Genomic DNA, 22,723 nt, shown 5'->3' with positions numbered 1-22,723 from the left:
ATACACTATTATTAAAGTGAAGTATGGTCCAGGGGAGGGTGAACAAATTGAAATGGTTACTCGGAATCGCAATCAATGCCGTTCTGTTCATGGCGATTGCAGGTTACTTTGATGATGAATTCAGGCTGACAGGGCTCGGAGCAGCAATCGGGGCCAGTTTCCTTCTGTCCGTTCTGAACATCATTGTCAGGCCGATTCTAATTTTGCTCACCCTTCCAGTTACGATTCTTACACTTGGTCTCTTCCTGTTTGTCATCAACGCACTGACCTTGATGCTGACCGACAAGCTGATGGGTTCCGCCTTTGAAATTTCAAGTTTCGGGATGGCGTTCCTCGTTGCTATCATCATATCACTCGTCAATCTGGTTGTTCAAAAAGTCGTCTTTGATAAAAGCAAGGACTGATGTGCAGGTCAATATGGATTTCTCCCGCCGGCCTCCCTAGCCAGGCGGGTTTTTTCTTTGTGCAGGGGCGTGGGGTAAGTAGATATAGTTTTGAGGTGGAGGATCCTCATTTATCGGCGCGTTGAATCACATTTCGCGGATTTGAAGGTAATTTTGTCATTTATTTGGTTTGTCAAATGTCTTTTCAAGTGATCGACTATTCATGACCCGAAAAAAATTCCCGCAAATCTGCGGGAATTAGTCTCGATAGACAAAGGCGTCGAACCTGTCGCGAGAAAGCTTTTTTACGAGGGTATCGGCATTTTCCTTGTTTTGAAAAGTGCGGGACTGAACTTTAAAGAACCCGTGCGTTTCCTTAATAACAAAGCTTTCATGGCCTTTGGCCTTCAACCGCTCTAAGAGGACATTTGCGTTTTGCCTGTCTTTGAAAGCACCCGCCTGAACTTTGTACAGATCAGCGCCAATATCCGGTTTTGGAGCATGTTTTGTAGCGGATTTTTTATTCAAATGATACTGTTCGGCAATCCCGGCTACAATCGCCCTGGCGACTGTCCTTCTGTATGTATCCGACCGGAGCAACGCTTCCTCTTCCTTGTTTGTCATAAATCCGCATTCGCATAAGATGGAGGTCATGTTTGTCTCGCGCAACACGTGGAAGTCTGCGGTCTTTACCCCCCTGTTCCGACGGCCAGTCATTGCAACCAGGTGACTTTGTACCTTTAGTGCAAGCTCATACGCTTCCGTCGGTTTAGTAATATAGACGAATGTGTCAATTCCATTGGCGCTGTTCCATGTAGATTGATAGGCATTTGCATGAATCGAAATATAGGCGCCGACGTTCAGCCTATTTGCTTTGTCTGTCCTTTCCTGGAGAGGTACATCATGATTATCGGAGTGGGCGAAATAAACCGTTACATTATGATGGGTTTCAAGCTCCTGACGTGCATAGGCGGCAACAGCCCGGTTAAATTCGAACTCCTTCATCCCAGAAGGGCTTCGTTTTCCAGCCGTTGAATAGCCATGGCCAGCATCCAGCATAATCTTCATTTTTGACAGCTCCTTTCCATACTGTTTTCATCTTTTATATATGGAAAAAGCATCACAAAGGACATGCCAAACTAGAAAAATAGTGACAAAACCTTGTCAGTTTCGGGGTGCCCACAGTATGACCGAAACCCCGACAAGACAAATTGCCGCTCCGATCCAGTCATACAGGTCTGGAGTCTTTTTGTCGACACCCCACAGCCCCATAGTACCGCCAGGATAACAAACACTCCCCCATAAGCAGCGTACACCCGGCCAAAGGTCGGGAATTTCTGTAATGTTGGGATGACGCCGTACGCCACAAGAATTAAGCTGCCGGCAATTCCGTACCATAACGGCCTGCTTTCCCTAAGCCATAGCCACACCAAATACCCTCCGCCAATTTCCGCAAGACCTGCTAATATAAATAATAAAATTGAAGCAGCCATAATCTTCCTCCTTTTGTAAATCACTATCTAAAAATATCAGTTAAAACGTCCTCAATAAGGTTATCGATACCATTTTAGTCTAATTTCTAACTAGACACTCTTGGTTACGGTTTGAGTCTTGAATTAGTATCAAATGTAACCAATAGGCGTTCAGGGCTTGAATGGACATAAAGGTTACATTTGCAAAATATAAGTAGTCATTTAATGATCGGGGAAACCCTTGTAAAGCATCAGCCTTGCTAAATTCAGCCGTTTGCTAAGTTTCAGTATAGGGCGTAATCGCTGTGCTGTCTAAACCCGGAATTCCACTCTTTGGTTCCAGGACAATTAATGCTAAAATAGGAAGAATGATAAACTGCATTTAAATCGACGGTTTATATATAACTTTACAATTGAGTCGAGAAGGGGGAACCGAGTTTGCAAAAAGTACGCACCAGGGATATTTATGAACATTTCAAGCTGGAACTCATTTGTGGTGAAGAGGGAATAGACCGGCCGATTACAACGAGTGACCTGTCACGGCCTGGCCTTGAGCTTGCAGGCTATTTCAACTATTATCCTGCAGACAGGATCCAGCTGCTTGGCATGACCGAACTTACGTTTTTTGAAAGGCTGGAAAAGACTGAACGCGTTGCCAGGATGGAGGAACTTTGTACCGACATTACCCCGGCTGTCATTATTACACGCGGGCAGGAAGTGCCGCCTGAACTGATTGAAGCCGCTGAACGCGATTCGGTGCCTGTGCTTAGGACAGGCCAAAAGACAACCCGTTTCTCTGGGAACCTCACTAACTTCCTCGAAGCAAAGCTTGCGCCGACGACAGCTGTTCACGGGGTTTTGGTTGATGTGTACGGTGTCGGTGTGTTAATCACCGGCAAGAGCGGTGTTGGTAAAAGTGAGACCGCTCTTGAACTCGTTAAGCGCGGCCATCGGCTGGTTGCCGATGACTGTGTTGAAATTCGCCAGGAAGACCAGGATGTGTTAACCGGTACCTCTCCTGAGTTAATTGAGCATTTGCTGGAAATTCGCGGTCTTGGAATTATCAATGTAATGACTTTGTTCGGGGCGGGCGCTGTCCGGAGCCACAAGCGAATCACGATGAACATTGACCTTGAAATTTGGGACAAGCACAAGCAATATGACCGCCTCGGTCTTGATGAGGAAAAACTTAAGATTCTGGACTCTGAAATTACCAAGCTGACCGTACCTGTCCGCCCAGGGCGAAACCTTGCCGTTATTATTGAAGTGGCTGCAATGAATTACAGACTCAAGAGAATGGGCGTCAATGCTGCCCAGCAGTTCACTGAAAAGCTGAACCATGCCATTGGTGATGGCGACCATGAAGATATGCTCTAGCTTTTTTAAAAAACAGAGAGAATGAAGGAGAATGAGGATGGAAGACAAGTATGCTGCACTTGATCCGATTGCGTTTTCACTTGGGCCGTTTCAGGTACACTGGTATGGGCTGATTATCGGCACTGGGCTTGCACTTGCACTGTATCTGGCGATGCGCGAAGGTGACCGGAGGGGGTTGCATAAGGAGACATTCCCCGATTTAATGATTTGGGCAATCCCGATTGCGATTCTTTCGGCTCGGATTTATTATGTCATTTTTCAATGGGAGCTTTATGCGGACAATCCCGGTGATATTATTAAGATTTGGCAAGGCGGGATTGCGATTCATGGTGCGCTGATCGGCTCAGTCTTGACAGCGTACTTCTTTACACGGGCGCGCGGTATATCATTCTGGAAGCTCGCAGACATTGCGGCGCCAAGCATAATCCTTGGCCAGGCGATTGGCCGCTGGGGAAATTTCATGAACCAGGAGGCGCATGGCGGAGAAGTATCACGTGATTTCCTCGAAGGGCTGATGCTGCCGGACTGGATTGTCAACCAGATGGAAATCAACGGAGTTTACTATCACCCGACTTTTTTGTATGAGTCATTGTGGAATTTCCTCGGGTTTGCTTTGCTGCTCTGGCTTCGCCGCGTCAATTTGCGCCGCGGGGAAAGCTTCCTTGCATACGTGATTTGGTATTCTGTTGGGCGCTTCTTCATCGAAGGATTACGTACGGACAGCCTGATGCTTGGGCCGCTTCGAATTGCGCAGGTCATTTCGCTCGTCCTGATTGTTGCCGCGGTAGCGCTGATAGTCTATCGGCGTAAAAAAGGCCTTGCTGAGGCGCGGTATCTTGATGACGATGGAGCTGGTAAGGACGTAGTAGCGAACTAATAATTCGTCATAATTCAGCGGTTTTTTCATGAATTCGAACAGTTTTTTCAACAATTCAGCGATTTTAGAAATAATTCTTTAAGTGCAGAATATTCTGGAAACAGGACCGGAGGAATTTTAAAGATATGCTGGCTGATTCATTTAAAAAAGGGCTCCTGGTTGGCATGAAGACCACGTGGTCGCTTGGGAAAGTGATTTTTCCGGTCACGCTGATCGTGTCCATTTTACAATATACACCTGTTTTGCCATGGCTGATGAAGGCGATTGAGCCGCTGATGAGGCTGATTGGCTTGCCTGGGGAGGCAGCGATTCCGCTTGTGCTCGGCAATTTCCTGAACCTTTATGCTGCAATCGGAGCGATTCTGACTCTTGATTTTACCGTAAAAGAAGTATTTATCCTTGCGGTGATGCTGAGCTTTTCACATAACTTGATTATTGAAAGCACCGTTGCGATGAAAGCTGGCGTGAAAATTTGGATTGTGCTTACCGTCAGGCTTGGGCTGGCGTTCATTTCTGCGGCGGTCATCAATCTTGTCTGGCATGGAGGCGGCAGCCGGGCGGTGTACGGCTTCATCCAGGCAACAGATGAACCGGCTGTCGGAACGGCTGCAATCCTGCTTGAGGCAGTTGAGAAGGCCGGCATTGGCATTGTCCAGCTTGCTCTAATTGTCATTCCGCTTATGATTGCAATCCAGGTGTTAAAAGACCTGCAGTGGCTTGGCAAGTTTTCGAAAACAATGGCGCCATTGACACGCACGCTCGGCATGCAGGAAAATACATCGACAACGATGGCAGCGGGGCTCCTGTTTGGTCTTGCTTACGGAGCTGGAGTCATGATCCAGGCTGTCGAAGAAGATGGTGTCAGTAAAAAGGATGTAACGCTCGCATTCATTTTCCTCGTTTCCTGCCATGCGGTTGTCGAGGATACACTTATTTTTATTCCGCTTGGCATTCCAGTTTGGCCGCTCTTGCTCATCAGGATTGGCGTCGCTGTTCTGCTGACGCTGATTGTCGGCTCAATCTGGAAGCGGGCCGGCATGATTCGCCGGAAAGAAATCAATGTTTAAGCTGTTTTTTAAGATGGAAAGGAAGCTACCTCGGTATGAAAATTGATACAATCCTGTTCGACCTCGATGGAACGCTGATTGATACGAACGACTTAATCATTCAGTCGTTCGTGCATACGCTGGGTATTTACTATCCGAATAAATACAGCCGGGATGACGTTCTCCCGTTCATGGGGCCATCCCTCCGCGAGACGTTCGGTGCGATGGATCCGGACAACGTCGAAGAAATGATTCTTACCTATCGAAATTTCAATCTTGAAAACCATGACACTCTTGTCAAGGAATTCACCGGTGTCCTGGAAGCGGTCAAGGAATTGAAAGAAGGCGGCTACAAGCTTGGCATCGTCACGACAAAAATGCATGATGTCGTTTTGAAGGGTTTGAAGCTTTCCAAACTGGACGAGTACTTTGACGTTATTGTCGCCCTTGACCATGTGACAAAGGAAAAGCCCGACCCGGAACCGATCCTGCTTGCTTTGGAAAAATTGGGCTCAAATCCGGATACAGCCATTATGGTCGGCGACAACTACCACGACATCCTGGCGGGTAAAAACGCGGGGACAAAGACCGCGGGGGTTGCCTGGTCAGCCAAGGGCCGTGAGTACTTGGAAAAATTCGAGCCGGACTTCATGCTTGAAAGCATGGCCGATATCCTCGATATTGTAGAGGCAAAGGCGGAATGAGGCGCACTGAGCGGTATCCCGTCGAAGGCGCAAATTCGCTTTGGCATATATACAAAACCGTCCCTTTTTTAAAAGTAGTCAAGAACTTCGCTGTCATCCAGTTGGCCCGCTATACGCCGTTTCTTGGAATGAAGAACTGGCTGTACCGGAATTTCCTAGGGATGAACGTCGGCGAACAGACCTCGTTCGCGCTGATGGTGATGCTGGATTGCATGTTCCCGGAAAAGATTTCGGTCGGGCGCAACACCGTGATTGGCTACAATACAACGATCCTCGCTCACGAGTATCTGATTAAAGAATACCGCCTGGGCGAGGTGCGGATTGGCAGCGAAGTCATGATTGGCGCCAACTCGACCATCCTCCCTGGTGTCGTCATTGGGGACGGTGCGATTGTTTCCGCCGGAACCCTTGTCCATAAGGACGTCCCGGCCGGCTCGTTTGTCGGCGGCAACCCGATGCGGATGATCTACACCGCCGAAGAACTCGCTAAACGAAATGAACAAGACCCGATTTATGGTACGAATCAATAATGTAGGGAGCTTTCCGCTGATGTGGAGGCTCTCTTTTTTTTAGCTATGTTAATAAATATTGTTGATTATTAGCATTGTTGATTGAAGCGGAAGGCGCGAAGACTCCTACGGGAGAAAAGGTCAGTGGGAGACCCCGCAGGCGCTTGCGCCGAGGAGAAAGAAAAGCGGAGGCGACTGCCCAGCTCCGACAAGCGCTGGAGGGCCTGAAGCAGAAGTCGTTCTTTGACTTCAACTGAAGGACCGAAGCGACCTCGAGGAGCTAGGAGCCGCAGCTAGACAGGCTCCCAGGCCGCCCGTGGAAAGCGAAGCGCCTGAAGCGGAAATCAACAACGTTGTTTAACATAGCTTTTTTTTGATAGAATAGAAAGAATTTTGTAAAAATGAGTAGTTTCTCCCAATTCGTAAGCACCAGAATCTGCTAAAATAGATTCGTATTTCAAAATATAATAATAGGAGCGCTACCATGAAACTAGTTTCAAAACTATCTTTAAGCCTAGCAACTGTTTTCCTTGTAGCTTCATGCGTCATGACGAACTTGCCCGCCCGTGCTAACAGCGGCCCTGCGGTTTCGGAGGGAAATGAAAAATTAAAAGCAGAGCAATATCTGAGCATGGCTGCTGACAGGGTTGAGCCTGCACCGGTTCAGCTAACGGCTGCCAGCACAGAGACGAATGCCACTTCCGTTACGCTTGCTAATAAAATTGATATGTATCAATTTCATGAATACTGGTTTGTAACTTTCGGTGGTACCTTGACGGTTGAAAATCAAGGAAGCAGCGAAGATGTTGAATATCTCATTTATGAGGTGGGGACAGAGGAACTGATAGAGGAAACAGCCCCTGGTAAGTACATACTTGAGGAGGGGACAGGATATTATTTTGTAACAATGGGCCTAAGTGATACGCCTGTCGGTTATAACTATGTTCTTAGGGGAGATTTTAACATTGCTCCCGACCCAATCCTTCCTAAGCTTGAAATTACCAACTGGCCGGGCAACGAAATCCGGTTAAGCAAGGGAACGTTTGCAAGCTATCCGGCAGAGGGCATTTTTGATGGTTACTATTTGGAAGTTGATATCAACAATGGGAATGAAACGTATCCGGTTTATAATATTGAAAATGATGGAACGTTCAAGTTTGAGAATATCCACCTGGCTGCAGGCCAAAGCGAAATCATTTTTACCGGAAGAGGGACAAATCAAAATATTGTCACTGAAATGTTTACTATCCTGCTTCCAGGAACAATGAGGATTCCGGGAAAAGATCGCTATGAGGTATCTTCCAATGTCTATAGTGTTCTTGAATACCGGGGGTTCGGAAGTGACACGATTATTCTCGCTAGAGGTGATTTGTATCCTGATGCCCTGTCCGGTGGGCCGCTTGCATATATGGAAAATGCTCCGGTTCTGTTGACTCGGACCAATAAACTTGAAGATCGGATTAAGGCAAGGATTGCAGATTATCAGCCGGAAAGGGTAATCATTCTTGGCGGGGAAGGTTCGGTTTCCCCGGCTGTAGTAGAGCAATTGAAGAACCTTGGTGTTACCGATATCCAGCGGATTGGCGGAAGTGACCGTTATGCGGTCTCTGCGAGTCTTGCTGAAAGGGTTTCATCAGGTATGGATTCGGATATGGCTATTATTGCCAGCGGGGAAGTGTTTCCGGATGCCCTGTCTGCTTCATCGATTGCCGGACCTGCCGGAATGCCGATTCTGCTAGTCCGATCTGGCACAATTCCAGCATCTATTGAAACATTCATCAAAAATCATCCTGAAATATCCAACTACATTATTGTCGGCGGACCTGGAACGGTGAAAGACACGGTTATCAGCAAGGTGAAACAGCTGCGTCCGGGGGCCGTAGTGGAGCGGATTTCGGGGAAAGACCGCTATGAAGTTAGTATAAATGTGGCAAAGTATAGTATGGCAAACTATAGGATGGATTTAAGCACAATAGCCTTTGTTAGGGGGGACCTCTTCCCGGATGCTCTTTCCGGAGCTCCGCTTGCAAATTATCATTTTGCCCCAATATTGTTAACAACATCAGCAAAACTTGAAGGGAAGGTTGCAAACTTCCTGGAGGCTAACAGGGGAAAAACAGACTTGATGTTTCTTGTTGGCGGGGAAGGGTCGATAACTCCCCAAACTGAGTCCCAATTGAAAGGTTACATTAAATAGACGGAAAGTATCGTAGCCATCCTGCATATCGCGGGGTGGCTATTTTTTTAGCATTATATTTGACGTTTTTTTGTCTAAGGAGTAAAATCTTTAATATATTATCACATTAGCGAACTAAAGCAATAAGCGCAGAAAAGGATGAGCAGAGTGGATCGTTTGTTTATGTTTGAAAAACCGCTGGGCATGCGTGATACGCTGCCTGAGCTTTTTGAAAAAAAGAAAAAGGTGCGCACTTCGGTCGAAGAAACGATTGGCCAATGGGGCTATCGGTTTATTGAAACACCGGCATTGGAGTATTACGAAACAGTCGGTGCGGCGTCAGCAATTCTTGACAGGCGGCTGTTCAAGCTTCTTGACCAGCAGGGGCACACGCTTGTACTCAGGCCTGATATGACAGCGCCTATTGCACGGGTAGCGGCATCCCGCTTGATGAAGGATGATACACCTTTGAAATTGGCATACTCTGCAAATGTATTTAGGGCCCAGCAGCGTGAAGGCGGCCGTCCGGCAGAGTTTGAACAAATTGGGGTAGAGTGCCTGAATGACGAGACGGTTTCATGTGACGGAGAGATGATCGCACTTTTAACAGAATCGCTGGAAGCGGCGGGATTGAAAGAGTTCCAGATTTCAATCGGCCACATCGGTTTTGTTGAGGAGCTGTTTCAGCAAATTTTAGGCACAAGCGAGCGCGCCGAGCAACTTCGCAAATTCCTTTATGAAAAAAATTACGTCGGCTACCGGGAGCACGTGAATAGTCTCGCACTATCTTCCATCGACCGGCAGCGGCTCCTACAGTTTCTCGAATTGCGCGGCGGACCGGATGTGATTGAGCATGCACTTGGTTTGACGGAAAACGGAACAGGCCGGGATGCAATTGGCCAGCTGAGTGAATTATGGGGAATCCTTGAGGATTATGGTGTAGGCAGCAGGGTAAAGTTTGACCTGACGCTTGTCAGCCATATGAGCTATTACACAGGCATCTTGTTTGAGGTATATGCGGATCGGGTCGGTTTTCCGCTTGGGAACGGAGGCCGGTACAATGGGCTGCTTGAAAAATTCGGCAGGACTGCGGGTGCAACCGGATTTGCAATCAGGATTGACCGCCTGCTTCAGGCACTTGGCACGATTAAAACGGATGAGCCGATCTATTGCATACTCTTTTCGCCGGAACGAAGGAAGGAAGCGTTCCAAACGGCGTCAATTTTACGAAAAAAAGGCAAGCGGGCCGTACTTCAGGACATTGGCGGTGTCAGGGATGTCGATGCGTTCGCGAGGAACTTTGATGAAATTACCTACCTCCTTGGAGGGATTCAGAATGGATAAATGGTTAACGATTGCAATGCCGAAAGGGAGAATTTTTGAGGAAGCGGCTGATTTACTTAGGGAAGCAGATTATCAATTGCCCCCGGAGTTTGATGAATCTCGGAAATTGATTATCGAGGCAGAAAACGAAAAGCTGCGATTTATTTTGGCAAAGCCAATGGATGTTCCCACCTATGTCGAGCATGGCGTCGCGGACCTTGGCATTGCCGGTAAGGATGTAATGCTCGAGGAAGAACGCGATGTATACGAACTATTGGATTTGAAAATTTCCTCGTGCTATTTGGCAGTTGCCGGGCTGCCTGGAACGAAAATGAATGATATCGCTCCGAAAATCGCCACGAAGTATCCTCAAGTGGCAGCAGCCTATTTTCGGGAGCAGGGGGAGCAGGTTGAAATCATTAAGCTGAATGGTTCGATTGAGCTGGCACCGCTAATTGGACTGGCGGACCGGATTGTAGACATTGTTTCAACCGGCCGGACACTGAAGGAAAATGGGCTTGTTGAATTCGAAAAAATAGCTGCCATCACCTCGAGGCTGATTGTGAATCCGGTCAGCTATCGGATGAAGGATGAGTTGATTAACGACATGGTCAGCAGGTTGAGCAAGGTTGTCGGAGGTGAACGTCTATGAAAATTGTTTTTGCAGAAGAAGCTGTATCGATTAAACGGTCGGTTGAATCAGGAACAAGCGACCAGCTCAAAATAGTCAAACGAATTTTGGCAGATGTTAGGGCCCGTGGCGACGAAGCAGTCCGTGAATACACCGAGAAGTTTGACGGAGTAAGGCTTGCTTCTTTTAAAGTGACGGAGAGTGAATTGGAGGCGGCGTACCGGGAAGTGGATGAAAGTCTTATTGAAATCATCCAGGAAGCATCGGCCAACATTCGCTCCTTTCATGAAAAGCAGCTGCGGCCGTCGTGGCTCACAACTGAGGAGAATGGCACGATCCTCGGTCAAAAGATCATTCCTCTTGATAGCGCGGGCGTCTATGTTCCGGGCGGCACGGCAGCCTACCCGTCATCGGTGCTCATGAATGTCATACCTGCCCAGGTTGCCGGAGTCGAAAGGATTGCGATGGTTTCACCCCCCGACAGAAATGGGCGGATACCAGCGGCAGTGCTCGTTGCCGCAAAGGAAGCCGGTGTAACTGAAATTTATAAAGTAGGCGGAGCCCAGGCCATTGCAGCGCTTGCCTACGGAACGGAGTCCATTCCCTCTGTTGATAAAATAACTGGCCCCGGGAACATTTACGTCGCGCTTGCCAAAAAAGAAGTATACGGCGATGTTGCGATTGACATGATTGCCGGGCCGAGTGAAATTGCCGTACTTGCCGATGAAACTGCCTATGCGGATGAAGTTGCCGCCGACCTGTTGTCACAGGCTGAACACGACCCGCGGGCCTGCAGTGTCCTGGTGACGACATCCCAGGCGTTGGCCGAGGAAGTTGCGCTTGAAATTGACAGGCAGCTGGATGTGCTGCCGAGGCGCGAGATTGCTTTTCGGGCTATTGAGGATTATGGTGCAATCTATGTGGCGCAGGACATGGATGAAGCGGTCCGCCTGGTTAACGAGCTGGCTCCGGAGCATCTTGAAATTATTACGGAAAATCCAATGGAGCTGCTCGGGAAAATAAGGCATGCAGGAGCAATCTTTCTTGGAAGGTATAGCTCGGAGCCTGTTGGAGATTATTTTGCCGGACCGAATCACGTCCTCCCGACGAATGGGACAGCCCGGTTCTCCAGCCCGCTCAATGTAGATGATTTTCAAAAGAAATCGAGCATTATTTCATATAGCGGAGCGGCTTTCAAAGCCAATGCCGGAAAAATAGCCAGCTTTGCCCGCCTGGAAGGCCTCGAGGCACATGCCAGGGCAGTTGAGGCAAGGCTTAAGAATAAATAGATGGGAACACTAGATTGGACGATGGATGGGTTTAAAGTGAAAGTCTCGATAAAGTTGAAAACTATCTTGATAAAATATAGAAAAGTCTTGATAAATCAGAGAAAACTCTTGATAAAACAGTGAACTCTCTTGATAAAGACGAAAACTCTCTTGATAACTTTTTTAAAAAACATATAAAAACTTAACTATAGCAAACTGGAATTGGATTGGAGGAGCAAGAATGGAGCGTATCGCAGAAATTGAACGGAAAACGAATGAAACAAATATTAAACTCTCAATCGAGCTTGACGGGGAGGGACGATCGGAACTGGAAACCGGTGTCCCATTTCTCACTCATATGCTCGATTTATTCGCCAAGCATGGCCAGTTCAATTTGATGGTGGATGCAAAAGGCGACATTGAGATAGATGACCATCACACAACAGAAGATATTGGGATTTGCCTTGGACAGGCAATCCGTGAGGCGCTCGGGGAAAAACGCGGCATCCGCCGTTACGGCAACGCGTTTGTGCCAATGGACGAGGCGCTTGCACAGGTTGTGATTGATCTGAGCAACCGTCCGCACCTTGAGATGCGTGCTGAGCTTCCTGCAGAGAAAGTCGGTACGTTTGATACCGAACTTGTTCATGAATTCCTTTGGAAGCTTGCACTTGAAGCCCGGATGAATTTGCATGTTATCGTTCATTATGGGAAAAACACTCACCATATTATAGAAGCGATTTTCAAAGCGCTGGCGAGGGCATTAAATGAAGCAGCATCGATTGACCCGGGCTTAAAGGATCAGCTGCCATCCACCAAGGGGATGCTGTAATGATTATGAAAAGCGGCGCAGGGCCATGAGGTTGAAATGAAGCCCCGGGCGCCGTCCGCTAGAAGGGACGAAAATGAATGATTGGCATTATAGATTATGGAATGGGGAATTTGTTCAGTGTCTCAAAAGCACTTGAACGGCTGGGAGCTGGCTACTTTCTTTCCGGTAACCGCGCGGAGCTGGCAGATGCCGATGCGCTTATCCTTCCGGGAGTTGGTTCGTTCCGGGATGCGATGTTTCTATTAAAATCGGAAGGGCTTGCCGACATGCTCCATGGCTATGCTGCTTCAGGCAAGCCATTACTTGGCATCTGCCTCGGCATGCAGCTCCTCTTTGAAGAGAGTGAGGAGAATGGCCCGACAGAAGGGCTCGGCATACTTCCTGGCAAAGTTGAACGGTTTTCCGGATTGGCGGATGATGGGACACCCTACAAGGTTCCGCATATAGGCTGGAACAAACTGAAATTCGCGAAAGAATCCCCAATACTTGCGGGACTCAACGAAGGCCATGTCTACTTTGTCCACTCCTACTTCGTTAAGGCGTGTAACCCGGAGTTTCTCATCGCTAAGGCAGATTATAACGAAGAGGTTGCCGCTGTCGTCGGGAAAGGCAATATTTACGGCATGCAATTCCACCCAGAAAAAAGCGGCCCGCTCGGCATCCAGCTCCTCCAAAACTTCCTCAACCTCGCCGAAGCAGCAAAAGCAGGACCGACCTGATTTGCCGATTAAACGTTGAGTGGAAGAAGCTTTGTCCGTGTGTGGTGGACAAACCGGGCGAAAAGTCCACGGCAGGGGTCTGACCCCTTTATTTAGGGAGGTATGAAAATGAGTTTTACGATTTATCCGGCTATTGATATGAGGGGCGGGCGGTGTGTCCGCTTGCTGCAGGGGGATTATGGGAAGGAGACGGTTTATGGGGATTCGCCGTTTGAGATGGCGAAGCGGTTTGCAGAGGATGGTGCGTCGTGGATTCATATGGTTGATCTCGACGGAGCGAAGGACGGCAAGCGGGTGAATGACCGTTTTGTGATTCAGGCTGCGCGGGAACTGCCTGGCGTGCAAATCCAGATTGGCGGAGGCATTCGGACTGAGGCTGATATCGCCCACTATCTTGATAACGGAATCGCCCGTGTCATTATTGGCAGTATCGCGATTTCCAATCCGGAATTTGCGCTTGCCATGATCGAAAGGTATGGAAGCCGGATTGCGATTGGACTTGACGCCAGGAATGGCTTCGTCGCCACCCATGGCTGGATTGAAACTTCCGAAGTGAAGGCTGTTGACCTGGGGAGGCGCTTTGCGGAAGCAGGGGCAGAAACGTTTATTTTTACCGATATTGCTACTGACGGAACGCTTGCGGGTCCAAATATTGACGCAACTGTTGCGCTTGCTGAAGCCACCGGAAAGGAAGTCATCGCTTCAGGTGGCGTCAGTTCGCTTGATGACCTGAGGAGGCTTGCTGCTGCTGAAGGAGTGAGCGGGGCAATTGTCGGCAAAGCGCTTTATGAGCAGCGGTTTACGTTGAAAGAGGCATTGCGGATAGGGGAATAAAAGACGAGATATTATGGGTACTCGGTAACAATGCTTCAATCTACCGTTATAAGATTTGTCCTAATTAGTTAGAAATCTGTCCGAATCACAAGAAAATTTGTCGTAATTATTCAGGGAATTGTCCTAATAAAAGATAAATCTGTCTTAATTATGAAAAAAACTGTCCGAATACGAAATCCAATCCAATATAGATTTGTAACCAAATCCAATCCAATATAGATTTGAAACCAAATCCAAACCATTTACAAAAAAGAAAGGCGGTGGTCCGATGCTGACGAAACGAATTATCCCCTGCCTCGATGTAAAAGAAGGGCGCGTTGTGAAAGGAATCCAGTTTGTCCAGCTCCGCGATGCCGGCGATCCGGTCGAGATGGCCAAATACTATGATGAACAGGGAGCCGATGAGCTTGTTTTCCTTGATATATCCGCGTCACATGAGGGCCGGAAGACGATGGTTGAGGTTGTGAGGCAAACGGCTTCCGAGCTCGCCATTCCATTCACAGTTGGCGGTGGAATCAATTCGCTTGAGGACATGAAAACGATCCTGCGCGCCGGTGCAGACAAGGTTTCATTGAATACCGCCGCGGTCCAGAAACCAGAATTAATAAAGGAAGGCGCCGATTATTTCGGATCGCAGTGCATCGTGGTTGCGATTGATGCGAAATACGAGCCGGACTGGGGAACGTGGCAGGTGTATACACATGGCGGCCGGAAACCGACCGGCATAAAAGCGCTGGACTGGGCAAAGCAGGTCAAGGCACTTGGTGCCGGAGAGATCCTCCTGACGAGCATGGATTGTGACGGCGAAAAGAGCGGCTTTGATATCGCACTCACAAAGGCAATCAGCGAGACAGTCACCATACCAGTAATTGCGTCTGGCGGGGCCGGCAACGCGGATCATTTTGCCGAAGTTTTCCGAGAGGGGAAAGCAGATGCGGCCTTGGCAGCCTCGATTTTCCACTATAAAGAAACATCTGTTGCCGAAGTGAAGCAATTTTTAAAAAGAGAAGGGATTGAGGTCAGGTGAACATTAGCGGCTTAACTTTTGACGAAAAAGGCCTGATTCCGGCGGTTGTCCAGGACAGCAAAACGAAGGAAGTACTGACTGTCGCCTATATGAACGAAGAGTCACTTCAGCGGACCATTGAATCAGGCGAGACATGGTTCTACAGCCGCTCGCGGCAGGAACTGTGGCATAAGGGCGGGACGAGCGGGAATACACAGGCAGTCACAGAGATTAAATATGATTGTGACAGCGATGCCCTCGTCGTCCTTGTCAATCCGGCCGGGCCTGCTTGCCACAATGGGACCACCTCTTGTTTCAACCAGACTCTTTATTCAAGGGATGCCATCCTGGAAGAGGCCGAGGACGTAAGCCTCGCAGACTATACACTTGTGAAAAAAATAATTGAGGATGAATTTGGCATTCTCAGAAAGCTTGAGGCACTCATCGAGGATCGCGAAAAGAACCGCCCGGAAGGCGCCTACACAACCTATCTTTTTGAAAAAGGTGTCGATAAGATCCTCAAAAAGGTTGGCGAAGAGGCGAGTGAAGTGATCATTGCTGCCAAGAACCGCGATCCCGAGGAACTCAAATGGGAAGCAGCTGACCTCCTTTATCATTTGCTCGTCCTGCTCCGTGAACAGAAACTGCCCCTCAAGGAGGTACTCTCCGTCCTCGAGGAGCGCCATGTCAGGGAAGATAACCACTAGCAAAAGAAGCCTGGCCTTAGTGCCGGCTTTTTTGCTCCAACTTAACTAGGTATTATTAACCCCTCCCATCCTCCCAATCTGCCAATCTTATCCTTATCCCTCAACCCCACCTCCACGTACCTCGAGTTTTGTGATATACTACTCTAGTTAATTACATTTGTGGAGGACTTCATGGGGAAAGACTCGAAAGCTATTAAATCCAAGGGGAACATTCTCTCCTTTTTCCCGACTGGTGAGCACTATTTCACAAAAGGGCTGAAGGCCTACCACCGCCGGGATTTTGAAAAAGCAAAACGTTATTTGCAGAGGGCATTGCAGCTTGAGCCGGGAGAACCGATGATTGCGTGCCAGCTTGCTTTGGTATTGACTGAAATAGGTGAATATAAACAATCGAATAGGCTGCTTCATATGATTTTGGATGAATTGGATTCGCATATGAATGAGTGCCATTATTTTTTAGCGAATAATTATGCCCACTTGGGTTTCTTTAAAGATGCTGTCCGCCATTCAAGGGTTTATCTTGAACTTGAACCGGATGGTGAGTTCTCTGATGATTCCGAGGATCTTCTTGAGGTGCTTTTCCTTGAAAGCGATGAAGAGGAAGATGAGGAAGAGTGGTTCCAGGAAGACGACTTGCTGATTCGCCAAGAGGAGGCCCGGAACCTGCTTGAAGCCGGCTATTTTCCGAAAGCGATTGAAATGCTAAAGGGGATTGTTGAAGAATATCCAACCTACTGGTCGGCCTATAATAACCTGGCACTTGCCCATTTTTACATGGGCGAGGCCGAACTTGCCGAAGGTGTCCTCGCCGATGTTCTTGAGCGGAATCCCGGCAACCTTCATGCGCTATGCAATTTGCTTGTCTTTGCGCATTACAAGCGGGACACAGCCGAAAAGACGAGGCTGATTGGCATGCTCGGCAAGGTCAAGCCGATGATGGTGGATCATCAGTTTAAGCTTGGCGCGACATTCGCACTCGCAGGCGAGTATGGGCTTGCCTTTGAATGGTTAAAGCGGCTTTACAAGCGAGGATTTGATGGAGATGGACCGTTTTATTACTGGTTTGCTTATTCCGCCTATTTTACAGGCAGGGAAGACCTCGCCAAGTCAATTTGGAAAAAAGTGATTGAACTTAATCCGGATAAAGAGGGCGCAGAACCTTGGAATGAATCGGCTGCCGCCGGGTACGAAGAAATCCCTCGTTCCATTTTGCATAAGATGGACAGCGACTATTTGGAGGAAAGGTTATTCGCTCTGTTTCTGGCGTCCATGTCACCTGAAAGGGAGGAACTTCTTTCTTCCAAACAAGCCTGCCAAAACGGGAAGTTTACGTTTCTGGAAAAAGAATACTTGGCCTACTTGAAATACGGCAATTCAACCGACATGAAGGATGCACATGAAACAGCTGAACTGTTCTATGATGCGTATCAGCCGATTGGCGCGCTTGAATCCGGATTGTACTTGATGTGGTTTGCGATTGCTGCTGAAGCCCAGGCCCAGGGACATAACCTTAAAAATAAAAAAGCGTGGGCGGCGGCAACCGAATATGCTTGGTATAAATACAAGAACGAACGAATCACCATGGCTGAACTGGCCGGCCGATATGGCCTGTCAGCTGGAACAGTCGGCAAATACGTCAAACTGGTCGACTCCTGCCTTTTATTATAATTAACATGAGCATTCTGTTGGACTCCGGCGGCTGTGTTTTATAGGATAAGGATGAATAGGGAACTCTATACAAAAGATATCCGAATCAGTGGAAGCTTAGTAAGGCTCCCCTTTTTTCAAAAATAGTAATCCGACCGTTTATATAGTTAGGAGTGACAGGCATGTCAGAGGAAAAAATTTATGATGTCATTATTGTTGGTGCCGGGCCGGCAGGGATGACAGCGGCTGTTTATACATCGAGGGCAAACCTTTCGACGCTGATGATCGAGCGCGGCATTCCAGGCGGCCAGATGGCGAATACGGAAGAAGTGGAAAATTATCCGGGTTATGAGCATATTCTCGGCCCTGACCTTTCCACCAAAATGTTCGAGCACGCGAAGAAGTTTGGTGCCGAATATGCCTACGGCGACATCAAGGAAGTCATCGACAATGGCGATACAAAAACTGTTATTGCCGGTTCCAAGCAGTACAAGGCTTACTCGGTTATTATCTCCGCCGGTGCCGAGTATAAGAAACTCGGTGTCCCTGGTGAAAAGGAACTCGGCGGCCGCGGTGTATCGTATTGCGCAGTCTGCGACGGTGCTTTTTTCAAAAACAGGGAGCTTCTCGTCGTAGGCGGAGGAGACTCAGCAGTTGAAGAAGGAGTTTACCTGACTCGATTTGCGACTAAGGTAACGATTATTCATCGCCGCGATGAGCTCCGTGCGCAAAAAATCCTTCAGGACCGTGCGTTTGCCAATGAAAAGGTAGATTTCATTTGGAACCACACAGTCAAGGAAATCAACGGCAAAGATGGCAAGGTTGGCAGTGTAACGCTTGTTTCGACTGTCGATGGTTCCGAAAAGGAAGTCTCTGCAGATGGTGTCTTCATCTATATCGGAATGGTGCCGTTGTCGAAACCATTTGAAAACCTTGGCATCACGAATGCTAACGGCTATATCGAAACAAATGAGAAGATGGAAACAAAAGTTAAAGGCATTTTTGCTGCGGGCGATATCCGTGAAAAAACTCTTCGCCAGATTGTTACCGCTACTGGCGATGGCAGTATTGCTGCCCAGGCAGCTCAGCATTATGTTGAAGAAGTCAAGGAAGAAATGAAAGCAAGGCAGGTATAGTGGCTTTATACAGCCATCCGGAAAAGGTGATAAACGAAAGGTTTGGCACACCTGAAAACTGAGTGGTCAACCGGGACAGAAACAGCCTCGATTTCGCCATGCCCCTCAGGCTTCATTCATTCTTGAAAATTTTGACTGCTCGTCTAAAAAAATTAACCTGTATTTAACCTGTTTGTAACAAGAGTGAAATAATGGTCGGGTATGATAAAAATAGAAATTGACCCCCTTTTTATATACCCTTTTAGCACGGGCAGCCGCCCGTGCCTTTTTTTGAATTTTTCCATGTACCTATGAGGTTTTTTACATAGAAATACGGGATTGTTGTATAAACTTATCGATTCCGTTCATTGTAGGGCAATACTAAAAATAGTATAATTAGGTGATACAACTCTAACGTTTTGGCGGAAGTGCCGTTCGTATATAATTTTGTAGCTGTTAATTGAGGTGGAAAGAAGTGCAGAGGGTTGCCAACTGTGTGTTGATGAAGGACAACAAAATCTTTCTTTTACAAAAACCGCGCCGGGGCTGGTGGTCAGCACCTGGAGGGAAAATGGAGCCGGGGGAATCAATCCGTGATTCGGTCATTCGTGAATACCGCGAGGAAACCGGAATGTATTTGAAAAATCCAAGGCTGAAAAGCGTTTTTACAATCATTATCCAGGAAAATGGCCAGACGGTAAATGAATGGATGATGTTTACGTTCCTTGCTACGGAATCGGAAGGAAAACCAAATGAAACGTGCGAAGAAGGTATCCTGAGCTGGCACCCTGTCGATAAAATCTCCGAACTGCCGATGGCACCTGGAGACTACCATATCCTCGATTATTTAATCCATGGGCAGGATATCATCTATGGGACATTTACTTATACACCTGATTATGAATTAATCAGCTACAGGTTAGATCCGCAATAAACAGACTATTTTTAGAAATTATGAACTAGGGGGAAAAAGCATGAGCATGGGTTCAGTCCATGATACACAAATGGTCATTATTACAGGAATGTCGGGAGCAGGTAAAACAGTTGCCATCCAAAGCTTTGAGGATTTGGGCTTCTTCTGCGTCGACAACCTGCCGCCGACCCTCCTGCCAAAATTCCTCGAACTTATGAAAGAGTCCGGGAATAAAATGAATAAAGTTGCCCTTGTGATGGATTTGAGGGGGCGCGAGTTTTTTGATCATTTGTTCAGGGCGCTCGATGAGCTTGCTGAGACTTCCTGGGTAACACCTAAAATTTTGTTCCTGAATGCGGATGATGCCGCTCTGGTCCGCAGATATAAAGAAACACGCCGCTCCCATCCACTTGCTACCGAAGGCCTGCCGCTCGAAGGGATTAAGCTTGAACGTGAGCTGCTTGAAGAGCTGAAGGGCAGGGCTCAAATCATTTACAACACCTCTGATATGAAGCCGAGAGAATTGCGTGAAAAAATCCTGAAAGAATTTTCAAAGGATAATCAAACATCCTTTACGGTGAATGTTGTGTCATTCGGCTTCAAGCATGGGATTCCGATTGATGCCGACCTTGTTTTCGATGTCCGGTTCCTGCCAAATCCGCACTATATCGAACATATGAGGCCAAAGACCGGATTGGACAAAGAGGTTTCTGATTATGTCCTTAAGATGAAAGAAACACAAATGTTTATTCAAAAACTGATTGACCTGCTTACGTTCATGCTGCCCCATTACAAACGGGAAGGCAAGTCACAGCTTGTCGTTGCGATTGGCTGTACTGGCGGCCAGCACCGCTCCGTTACCCTGGCTGAATACATTGCCGGTTTTTATAAGGAAGACTATAAGACAGTCGTTTCACACCGCGACATTGAGAAAAGAAAGGAAAAAACGACATGACCAAGACAGGACTTCCGAGGGTCGTCATCATTGGCGGCGGAACTGGCTTACCTGTCCTCCTGAGAGGGTTAAAGAAATATCCAGTCGATATCACAGCAATTGTGACCGTCGCGGATGACGGCGGCAGCTCAGGCAGGCTGCGTGAGGACCTCAATATTCCGCCTCCTGGCGATGTTAGGAACGTCCTTGCTGCCTTATCCGATGTAGAACCCCTTGTGGAGGAAATGTTCCAGCACCGGTTTGCCACTTCAAATGAACTTTCAGGCCATTCGCTGGGGAACTTGATTCTTGCAGCAATGGCTTCCATAACAGGCAATTTCACTCATGCGATTCAAGAAATGAGCAAGGTCCTGAATGTTCGGGGAAAAGTGCTCCCCGCGGCGGCCAGGAGCGTTGTCCTCCATGCTGAAATGGAGGATGGCACAGTTGTATCAGGGGAATCGAAAATCCCCTATTCGGGCAAAAAAATTAAACGGGTCTACCTGACCCCTGAGCGAATCAAGCCTCTTCCTGAAACACTGCAGGCGATCAAACAGGCTGATATGATTATTATCGGCCCAGGCAGCCTGTATACAAGCATCTTGCCAAACCTGCTCGTAAAAGAACTTGGGGATGCTGTCTGCAAAGCGAAAGCGCGAAAGGTATATATTTGTAATTTAATGACACAGGCGGGCGAAACCTTCGGCTATACCGCGAGCGATCATGTTAGGGCGATATATGACCATATGGATTGTGCGTTCATTGATACGATTCTGGTCAACAATGAGGAAATTGATGAGGACATTCAGCTTCGCTACAAGGAAGAGCTGGCACATCCTGTCAAATATGATACAGAAGCGCTCCGGGGTCTTGGCGTTGAGGTTGTTTTTGCTGAAATAGCGGTCCAGGACGGGACAGCGCTCAGGCATGATACAAAAAAGGTCGCATCGATTTTGTATTCAATGCTGAATGAAGAAAAAAACTAGACATAACTTTATGAGATTTCACTGTATGAATGACATATGGACAGGCAAAACGAAAAAAGTATTAAAAAAGAGTGACAGGCGAAACCAAACCGGTTTCCATCCGTACAAACATTAATAGCCATGCAAACGTTTGTCTGGCCTGGAGGTGAGGAAATGTCTTTTGCTTCAGAAACAAAAAAAGAACTGACCAATATTGAAGCGAAGCCTTGCTGCCAAAAGGCAGAGCTTTCCGCCTTGATTCGGATGAATGGATCCCTTTCATTCTCAAACCGGAAGCTCGTGGTCGATGTCCAAACGGAAAATGCCGCAATTGCCAGAAGGATTTATATTCTGATTAAAAAGAATTATCAAACTGAAGTTGAACTTCTAGTCAGAAAGAAAATGAAGCTGAAGAAGAACAATGTGTATATTGTCCGGCTTGCCCGTGAAGCAAAGGAAATCCTGGAAGATTTAAAAATCATTGGTGAGGGTTTTATAATCAATCATGCAATATCACCTGACCTGATTAAAACAAAATGCTGCAGGCGTTCTTATTTGCGCGGGGCGTTTTTGGCAGGGGGCTCAGTTAATAATCCAGAGACCTCGTCCTACCATTTTGAAATCTACTCAATGTACAAGGAGCATAACGATTCTCTCTGTGAATTAATGAATACCTTCGGGTTAAATAGCAAGACGCATGAGCGCAAAAAAGGCTATATTACCTACTTGAAAGAAGCCGAAAAGATTACTGAATTCCTGAATATCATTGGTGCCCACAACGCACTATTGAGGTTTGAGGATGTCCGGATAGTAAGGGATATGCGAAATTCAGTCAATCGTCTCGTCAATTGCGAGACGGCCAACCTGAATAAGACGATCGGTGCTTCCTTAAGGCAAGTGGAAAATATCCGCTTTATCGACAGGACAGTCGGCCTGGAAATCCTTCCGGGAAAACTGAGGGAGATTGCAGAATTGCGTGTCGCCTATCAAGATGTTACTCTGAAGGAATTGGGTGAGATGGTGTCTGGAGGGGCAATCAGCAAATCAGGCATCAACCATCGTCTTCGTAAAATTGACGAAATAGCCGAAAAGTTGCGTGCTGGGGAAATGGTTCCTAAAGTGAAGGGGTAAAATAAGTTTAAAGACTTTGTTAGAACTCGGCATAAGGAATCAGACCCATTACGTGGTGTTGGTAGAGGCCGCTCCAGCCAAGGGTGAGACCGGAAGCAGAGACAGGCATATTATACGAATGTACGGCAGAATAATTTATCTGTACGAAAAAAAA

Annotated in this window: 22 protein-coding genes and 1 pseudogene; 21 read left to right on the top strand and 2 right to left on the bottom strand. The window is 47.5% G+C overall.

Translation table 11 applies throughout. The annotated features are described in order from the left end of the window. The first annotated feature begins 47 nt into the window (after positions 1-47). Positions 48-404 carry a phage holin family protein gene (locus A8F94_RS11490; RefSeq protein WP_066199972.1) on the top strand — a complete coding sequence of 119 codons (357 nt, stop codon included), beginning with the start codon at positions 48-50 and terminating at the stop codon, positions 402-404. A gap of 237 nt (positions 405-641) precedes the next feature. Here A8F94_RS11490 and A8F94_RS11485 read toward each other — a convergent pair whose 3' ends face one another. Then, the gene (locus A8F94_RS11485) at positions 642-1,451 is read right to left on the bottom strand and encodes an N-acetylmuramoyl-L-alanine amidase (RefSeq protein ID WP_066199969.1); all 810 of its coding nucleotides are present in this window, start codon (positions 1,449-1,451) and stop codon (positions 642-644) included. Between the two features lie 96 nt (positions 1,452-1,547). After that, positions 1,548-1,879: pseudogene (locus tag A8F94_RS11480) on the bottom strand (YnfA family protein). Positions 1,880-2,293: 414 nt separating this feature from the next. On the opposite strand from A8F94_RS11480, the gene hprK reads away from it, so the two are divergent. The 20 genes from hprK to whiA all read left to right on the top strand — a co-directional run bounded on the left by hprK (position 2,294) and on the right by whiA (position 22,569). Further along, the gene (hprK, locus tag A8F94_RS11475) at positions 2,294-3,232 is read left to right on the top strand and encodes an HPr(Ser) kinase/phosphatase (protein ID WP_066199966.1); all 939 of its coding nucleotides are present in this window, start codon (positions 2,294-2,296) and stop codon (positions 3,230-3,232) included. A gap of 37 nt (positions 3,233-3,269) precedes the next feature. Next, positions 3,270-4,109, top strand: coding sequence for a prolipoprotein diacylglyceryl transferase (gene lgt / locus A8F94_RS11470; RefSeq protein ID WP_066199963.1), 840 nt, complete (start codon positions 3,270-3,272; stop codon positions 4,107-4,109). A 125-nt stretch (positions 4,110-4,234) separates the two neighbouring features. Next, positions 4,235-5,176, top strand: a complete 942-nt coding sequence (locus A8F94_RS11465) for a nucleoside recognition domain-containing protein (RefSeq protein ID WP_066199960.1) — start codon at positions 4,235-4,237, stop codon at positions 5,174-5,176. A 35-nt stretch (positions 5,177-5,211) separates the two neighbouring features. Further along, the gene (gene ppaX / locus A8F94_RS11460; RefSeq protein ID WP_066199957.1) at positions 5,212-5,859 is read left to right on the top strand and encodes a pyrophosphatase PpaX; all 648 of its coding nucleotides are present in this window, start codon (positions 5,212-5,214) and stop codon (positions 5,857-5,859) included. Further along, positions 5,856-6,389, top strand: a complete 534-nt coding sequence (locus A8F94_RS11455; protein ID WP_066199950.1) for an acyltransferase — start codon at positions 5,856-5,858, stop codon at positions 6,387-6,389. The genes ppaX and A8F94_RS11455 overlap by 4 nt, the downstream gene beginning before the upstream one ends. Before the next feature lie 463 nt (positions 6,390-6,852). Continuing rightward, on the top strand, positions 6,853-8,565 hold the full coding sequence (locus tag A8F94_RS11450; protein WP_066199948.1) for a cell wall-binding repeat-containing protein: 1,713 nt from the start codon (positions 6,853-6,855) through the stop codon (positions 8,563-8,565). Between the two features lie 147 nt (positions 8,566-8,712). Next, positions 8,713-9,888, top strand: a complete 1,176-nt coding sequence (locus tag A8F94_RS11445; RefSeq protein WP_066199945.1) for an ATP phosphoribosyltransferase regulatory subunit — start codon at positions 8,713-8,715, stop codon at positions 9,886-9,888. Beyond that, on the top strand, positions 9,881-10,519 hold the full coding sequence (gene hisG / locus A8F94_RS11440) for an ATP phosphoribosyltransferase (protein ID WP_066199942.1): 639 nt from the start codon (positions 9,881-9,883) through the stop codon (positions 10,517-10,519). The genes A8F94_RS11445 and hisG overlap by 8 nt, the downstream gene beginning before the upstream one ends. Continuing rightward, positions 10,516-11,787, top strand: a complete 1,272-nt coding sequence (hisD, locus tag A8F94_RS11435; RefSeq protein WP_066199937.1) for a histidinol dehydrogenase — start codon at positions 10,516-10,518, stop codon at positions 11,785-11,787. The genes hisG and hisD overlap by 4 nt, the downstream gene beginning before the upstream one ends. A gap of 220 nt (positions 11,788-12,007) precedes the next feature. Continuing rightward, on the top strand, positions 12,008-12,598 hold the full coding sequence (gene hisB / locus A8F94_RS11430; RefSeq protein ID WP_066199935.1) for an imidazoleglycerol-phosphate dehydratase HisB: 591 nt from the start codon (positions 12,008-12,010) through the stop codon (positions 12,596-12,598). Positions 12,599-12,675: 77 nt separating this feature from the next. Beyond that, positions 12,676-13,317, top strand: coding sequence for an imidazole glycerol phosphate synthase subunit HisH (gene hisH, locus A8F94_RS11425; protein ID WP_066199931.1), 642 nt, complete (start codon positions 12,676-12,678; stop codon positions 13,315-13,317). A gap of 108 nt (positions 13,318-13,425) precedes the next feature. After that, positions 13,426-14,151, top strand: a complete 726-nt coding sequence (gene hisA, locus A8F94_RS11420; RefSeq protein WP_066199928.1) for a 1-(5-phosphoribosyl)-5-[(5-phosphoribosylamino)methylideneamino]imidazole-4-carboxamide isomerase — start codon at positions 13,426-13,428, stop codon at positions 14,149-14,151. 268 nt (positions 14,152-14,419) lie between these two features. Continuing rightward, positions 14,420-15,178 (top strand): imidazole glycerol phosphate synthase subunit HisF, encoded by a 759-nt coding sequence (gene hisF / locus A8F94_RS11415; protein WP_066199926.1) that lies wholly within the window; start codon positions 14,420-14,422, stop codon positions 15,176-15,178. Beyond that, positions 15,175-15,864 carry a bifunctional phosphoribosyl-AMP cyclohydrolase/phosphoribosyl-ATP diphosphatase HisIE gene (gene hisIE / locus A8F94_RS11410; RefSeq protein WP_066199924.1) on the top strand — a complete coding sequence of 230 codons (690 nt, stop codon included), beginning with the start codon at positions 15,175-15,177 and terminating at the stop codon, positions 15,862-15,864. The genes hisF and hisIE overlap by 4 nt, the downstream gene beginning before the upstream one ends. Positions 15,865-16,035: 171 nt before the next feature. Further along, complete coding sequence (locus A8F94_RS11405) at positions 16,036-17,532, top strand: winged helix-turn-helix domain-containing protein (protein WP_066199919.1); 1,497 nt, start codon at positions 16,036-16,038, stop codon at positions 17,530-17,532. A 161-nt stretch (positions 17,533-17,693) separates the two neighbouring features. Then, a complete protein-coding gene (trxB, locus tag A8F94_RS11400) occupies positions 17,694-18,647 on the top strand; it encodes a thioredoxin-disulfide reductase (RefSeq protein ID WP_066199917.1) in 954 nt (317 codons plus the stop codon). 454 nt (positions 18,648-19,101) lie between these two features. After that, a complete protein-coding gene (locus tag A8F94_RS11395; RefSeq protein WP_066199914.1) occupies positions 19,102-19,560 on the top strand; it encodes an NUDIX hydrolase in 459 nt (152 codons plus the stop codon). A 40-nt stretch (positions 19,561-19,600) separates the two neighbouring features. Then, positions 19,601-20,494 carry an RNase adapter RapZ gene (gene rapZ, locus A8F94_RS11390; protein ID WP_066199909.1) on the top strand — a complete coding sequence of 298 codons (894 nt, stop codon included), beginning with the start codon at positions 19,601-19,603 and terminating at the stop codon, positions 20,492-20,494. Then, positions 20,491-21,459, top strand: a complete 969-nt coding sequence (locus tag A8F94_RS11385) for a gluconeogenesis factor YvcK family protein (RefSeq protein WP_066199906.1) — start codon at positions 20,491-20,493, stop codon at positions 21,457-21,459. Before rapZ ends, A8F94_RS11385 begins: the two co-directional genes overlap by 4 nt. A gap of 153 nt (positions 21,460-21,612) precedes the next feature. Next, entirely contained in the window at positions 21,613-22,569 is a 957-nt protein-coding gene (gene whiA, locus A8F94_RS11380; protein ID WP_066199903.1) for a DNA-binding protein WhiA, read from the top strand. The last annotated feature ends 154 nt before the right edge of the window (positions 22,570-22,723 follow it).

It is taken from the genome of Bacillus sp. FJAT-27225 (genome assembly GCF_001685025.1).
GTDB lineage: Bacteria > Bacillota > Bacilli > Bacillales > Cytobacillaceae > Bacillus_D.
This window is presented reverse-complemented; position numbering and strand designations above follow the sequence as displayed.

Coding starts and splice junctions, on each gene's coding strand:
- A8F94_RS11485 (WP_066199969.1), bottom strand. CDS start 1,451: ATGAAGATTATGCTGGATGCTGGCCATGGCTATTCAACGGCTGGAAAA.
- lgt (WP_066199963.1), top strand. CDS start 3,270: ATGGAAGACAAGTATGCTGCACTTGATCCGATTGCGTTTTCACTTGGG.
- A8F94_RS11465 (WP_066199960.1), top strand. CDS start 4,235: ATGCTGGCTGATTCATTTAAAAAAGGGCTCCTGGTTGGCATGAAGACC.
- ppaX (WP_066199957.1), top strand. CDS start 5,212: ATGAAAATTGATACAATCCTGTTCGACCTCGATGGAACGCTGATTGAT.
- A8F94_RS11455 (WP_066199950.1), top strand. CDS start 5,856: ATGAGGCGCACTGAGCGGTATCCCGTCGAAGGCGCAAATTCGCTTTGG.
- A8F94_RS11450 (WP_066199948.1), top strand. CDS start 6,853: ATGAAACTAGTTTCAAAACTATCTTTAAGCCTAGCAACTGTTTTCCTT.
- hisG (WP_066199942.1), top strand. CDS start 9,881: ATGGATAAATGGTTAACGATTGCAATGCCGAAAGGGAGAATTTTTGAG.
- hisD (WP_066199937.1), top strand. CDS start 10,516: ATGAAAATTGTTTTTGCAGAAGAAGCTGTATCGATTAAACGGTCGGTT.
- hisB (WP_066199935.1), top strand. CDS start 12,008: ATGGAGCGTATCGCAGAAATTGAACGGAAAACGAATGAAACAAATATT.
- hisH (WP_066199931.1), top strand. CDS start 12,676: ATGATTGGCATTATAGATTATGGAATGGGGAATTTGTTCAGTGTCTCA.
- hisA (WP_066199928.1), top strand. CDS start 13,426: ATGAGTTTTACGATTTATCCGGCTATTGATATGAGGGGCGGGCGGTGT.
- hisF (WP_066199926.1), top strand. CDS start 14,420: ATGCTGACGAAACGAATTATCCCCTGCCTCGATGTAAAAGAAGGGCGC.
- A8F94_RS11405 (WP_066199919.1), top strand. CDS start 16,036: ATGGGGAAAGACTCGAAAGCTATTAAATCCAAGGGGAACATTCTCTCC.
- trxB (WP_066199917.1), top strand. CDS start 17,694: ATGTCAGAGGAAAAAATTTATGATGTCATTATTGTTGGTGCCGGGCCG.
- rapZ (WP_066199909.1), top strand. CDS start 19,601: ATGAGCATGGGTTCAGTCCATGATACACAAATGGTCATTATTACAGGA.
- A8F94_RS11385 (WP_066199906.1), top strand. CDS start 20,491: ATGACCAAGACAGGACTTCCGAGGGTCGTCATCATTGGCGGCGGAACT.
- whiA (WP_066199903.1), top strand. CDS start 21,613: ATGTCTTTTGCTTCAGAAACAAAAAAAGAACTGACCAATATTGAAGCG.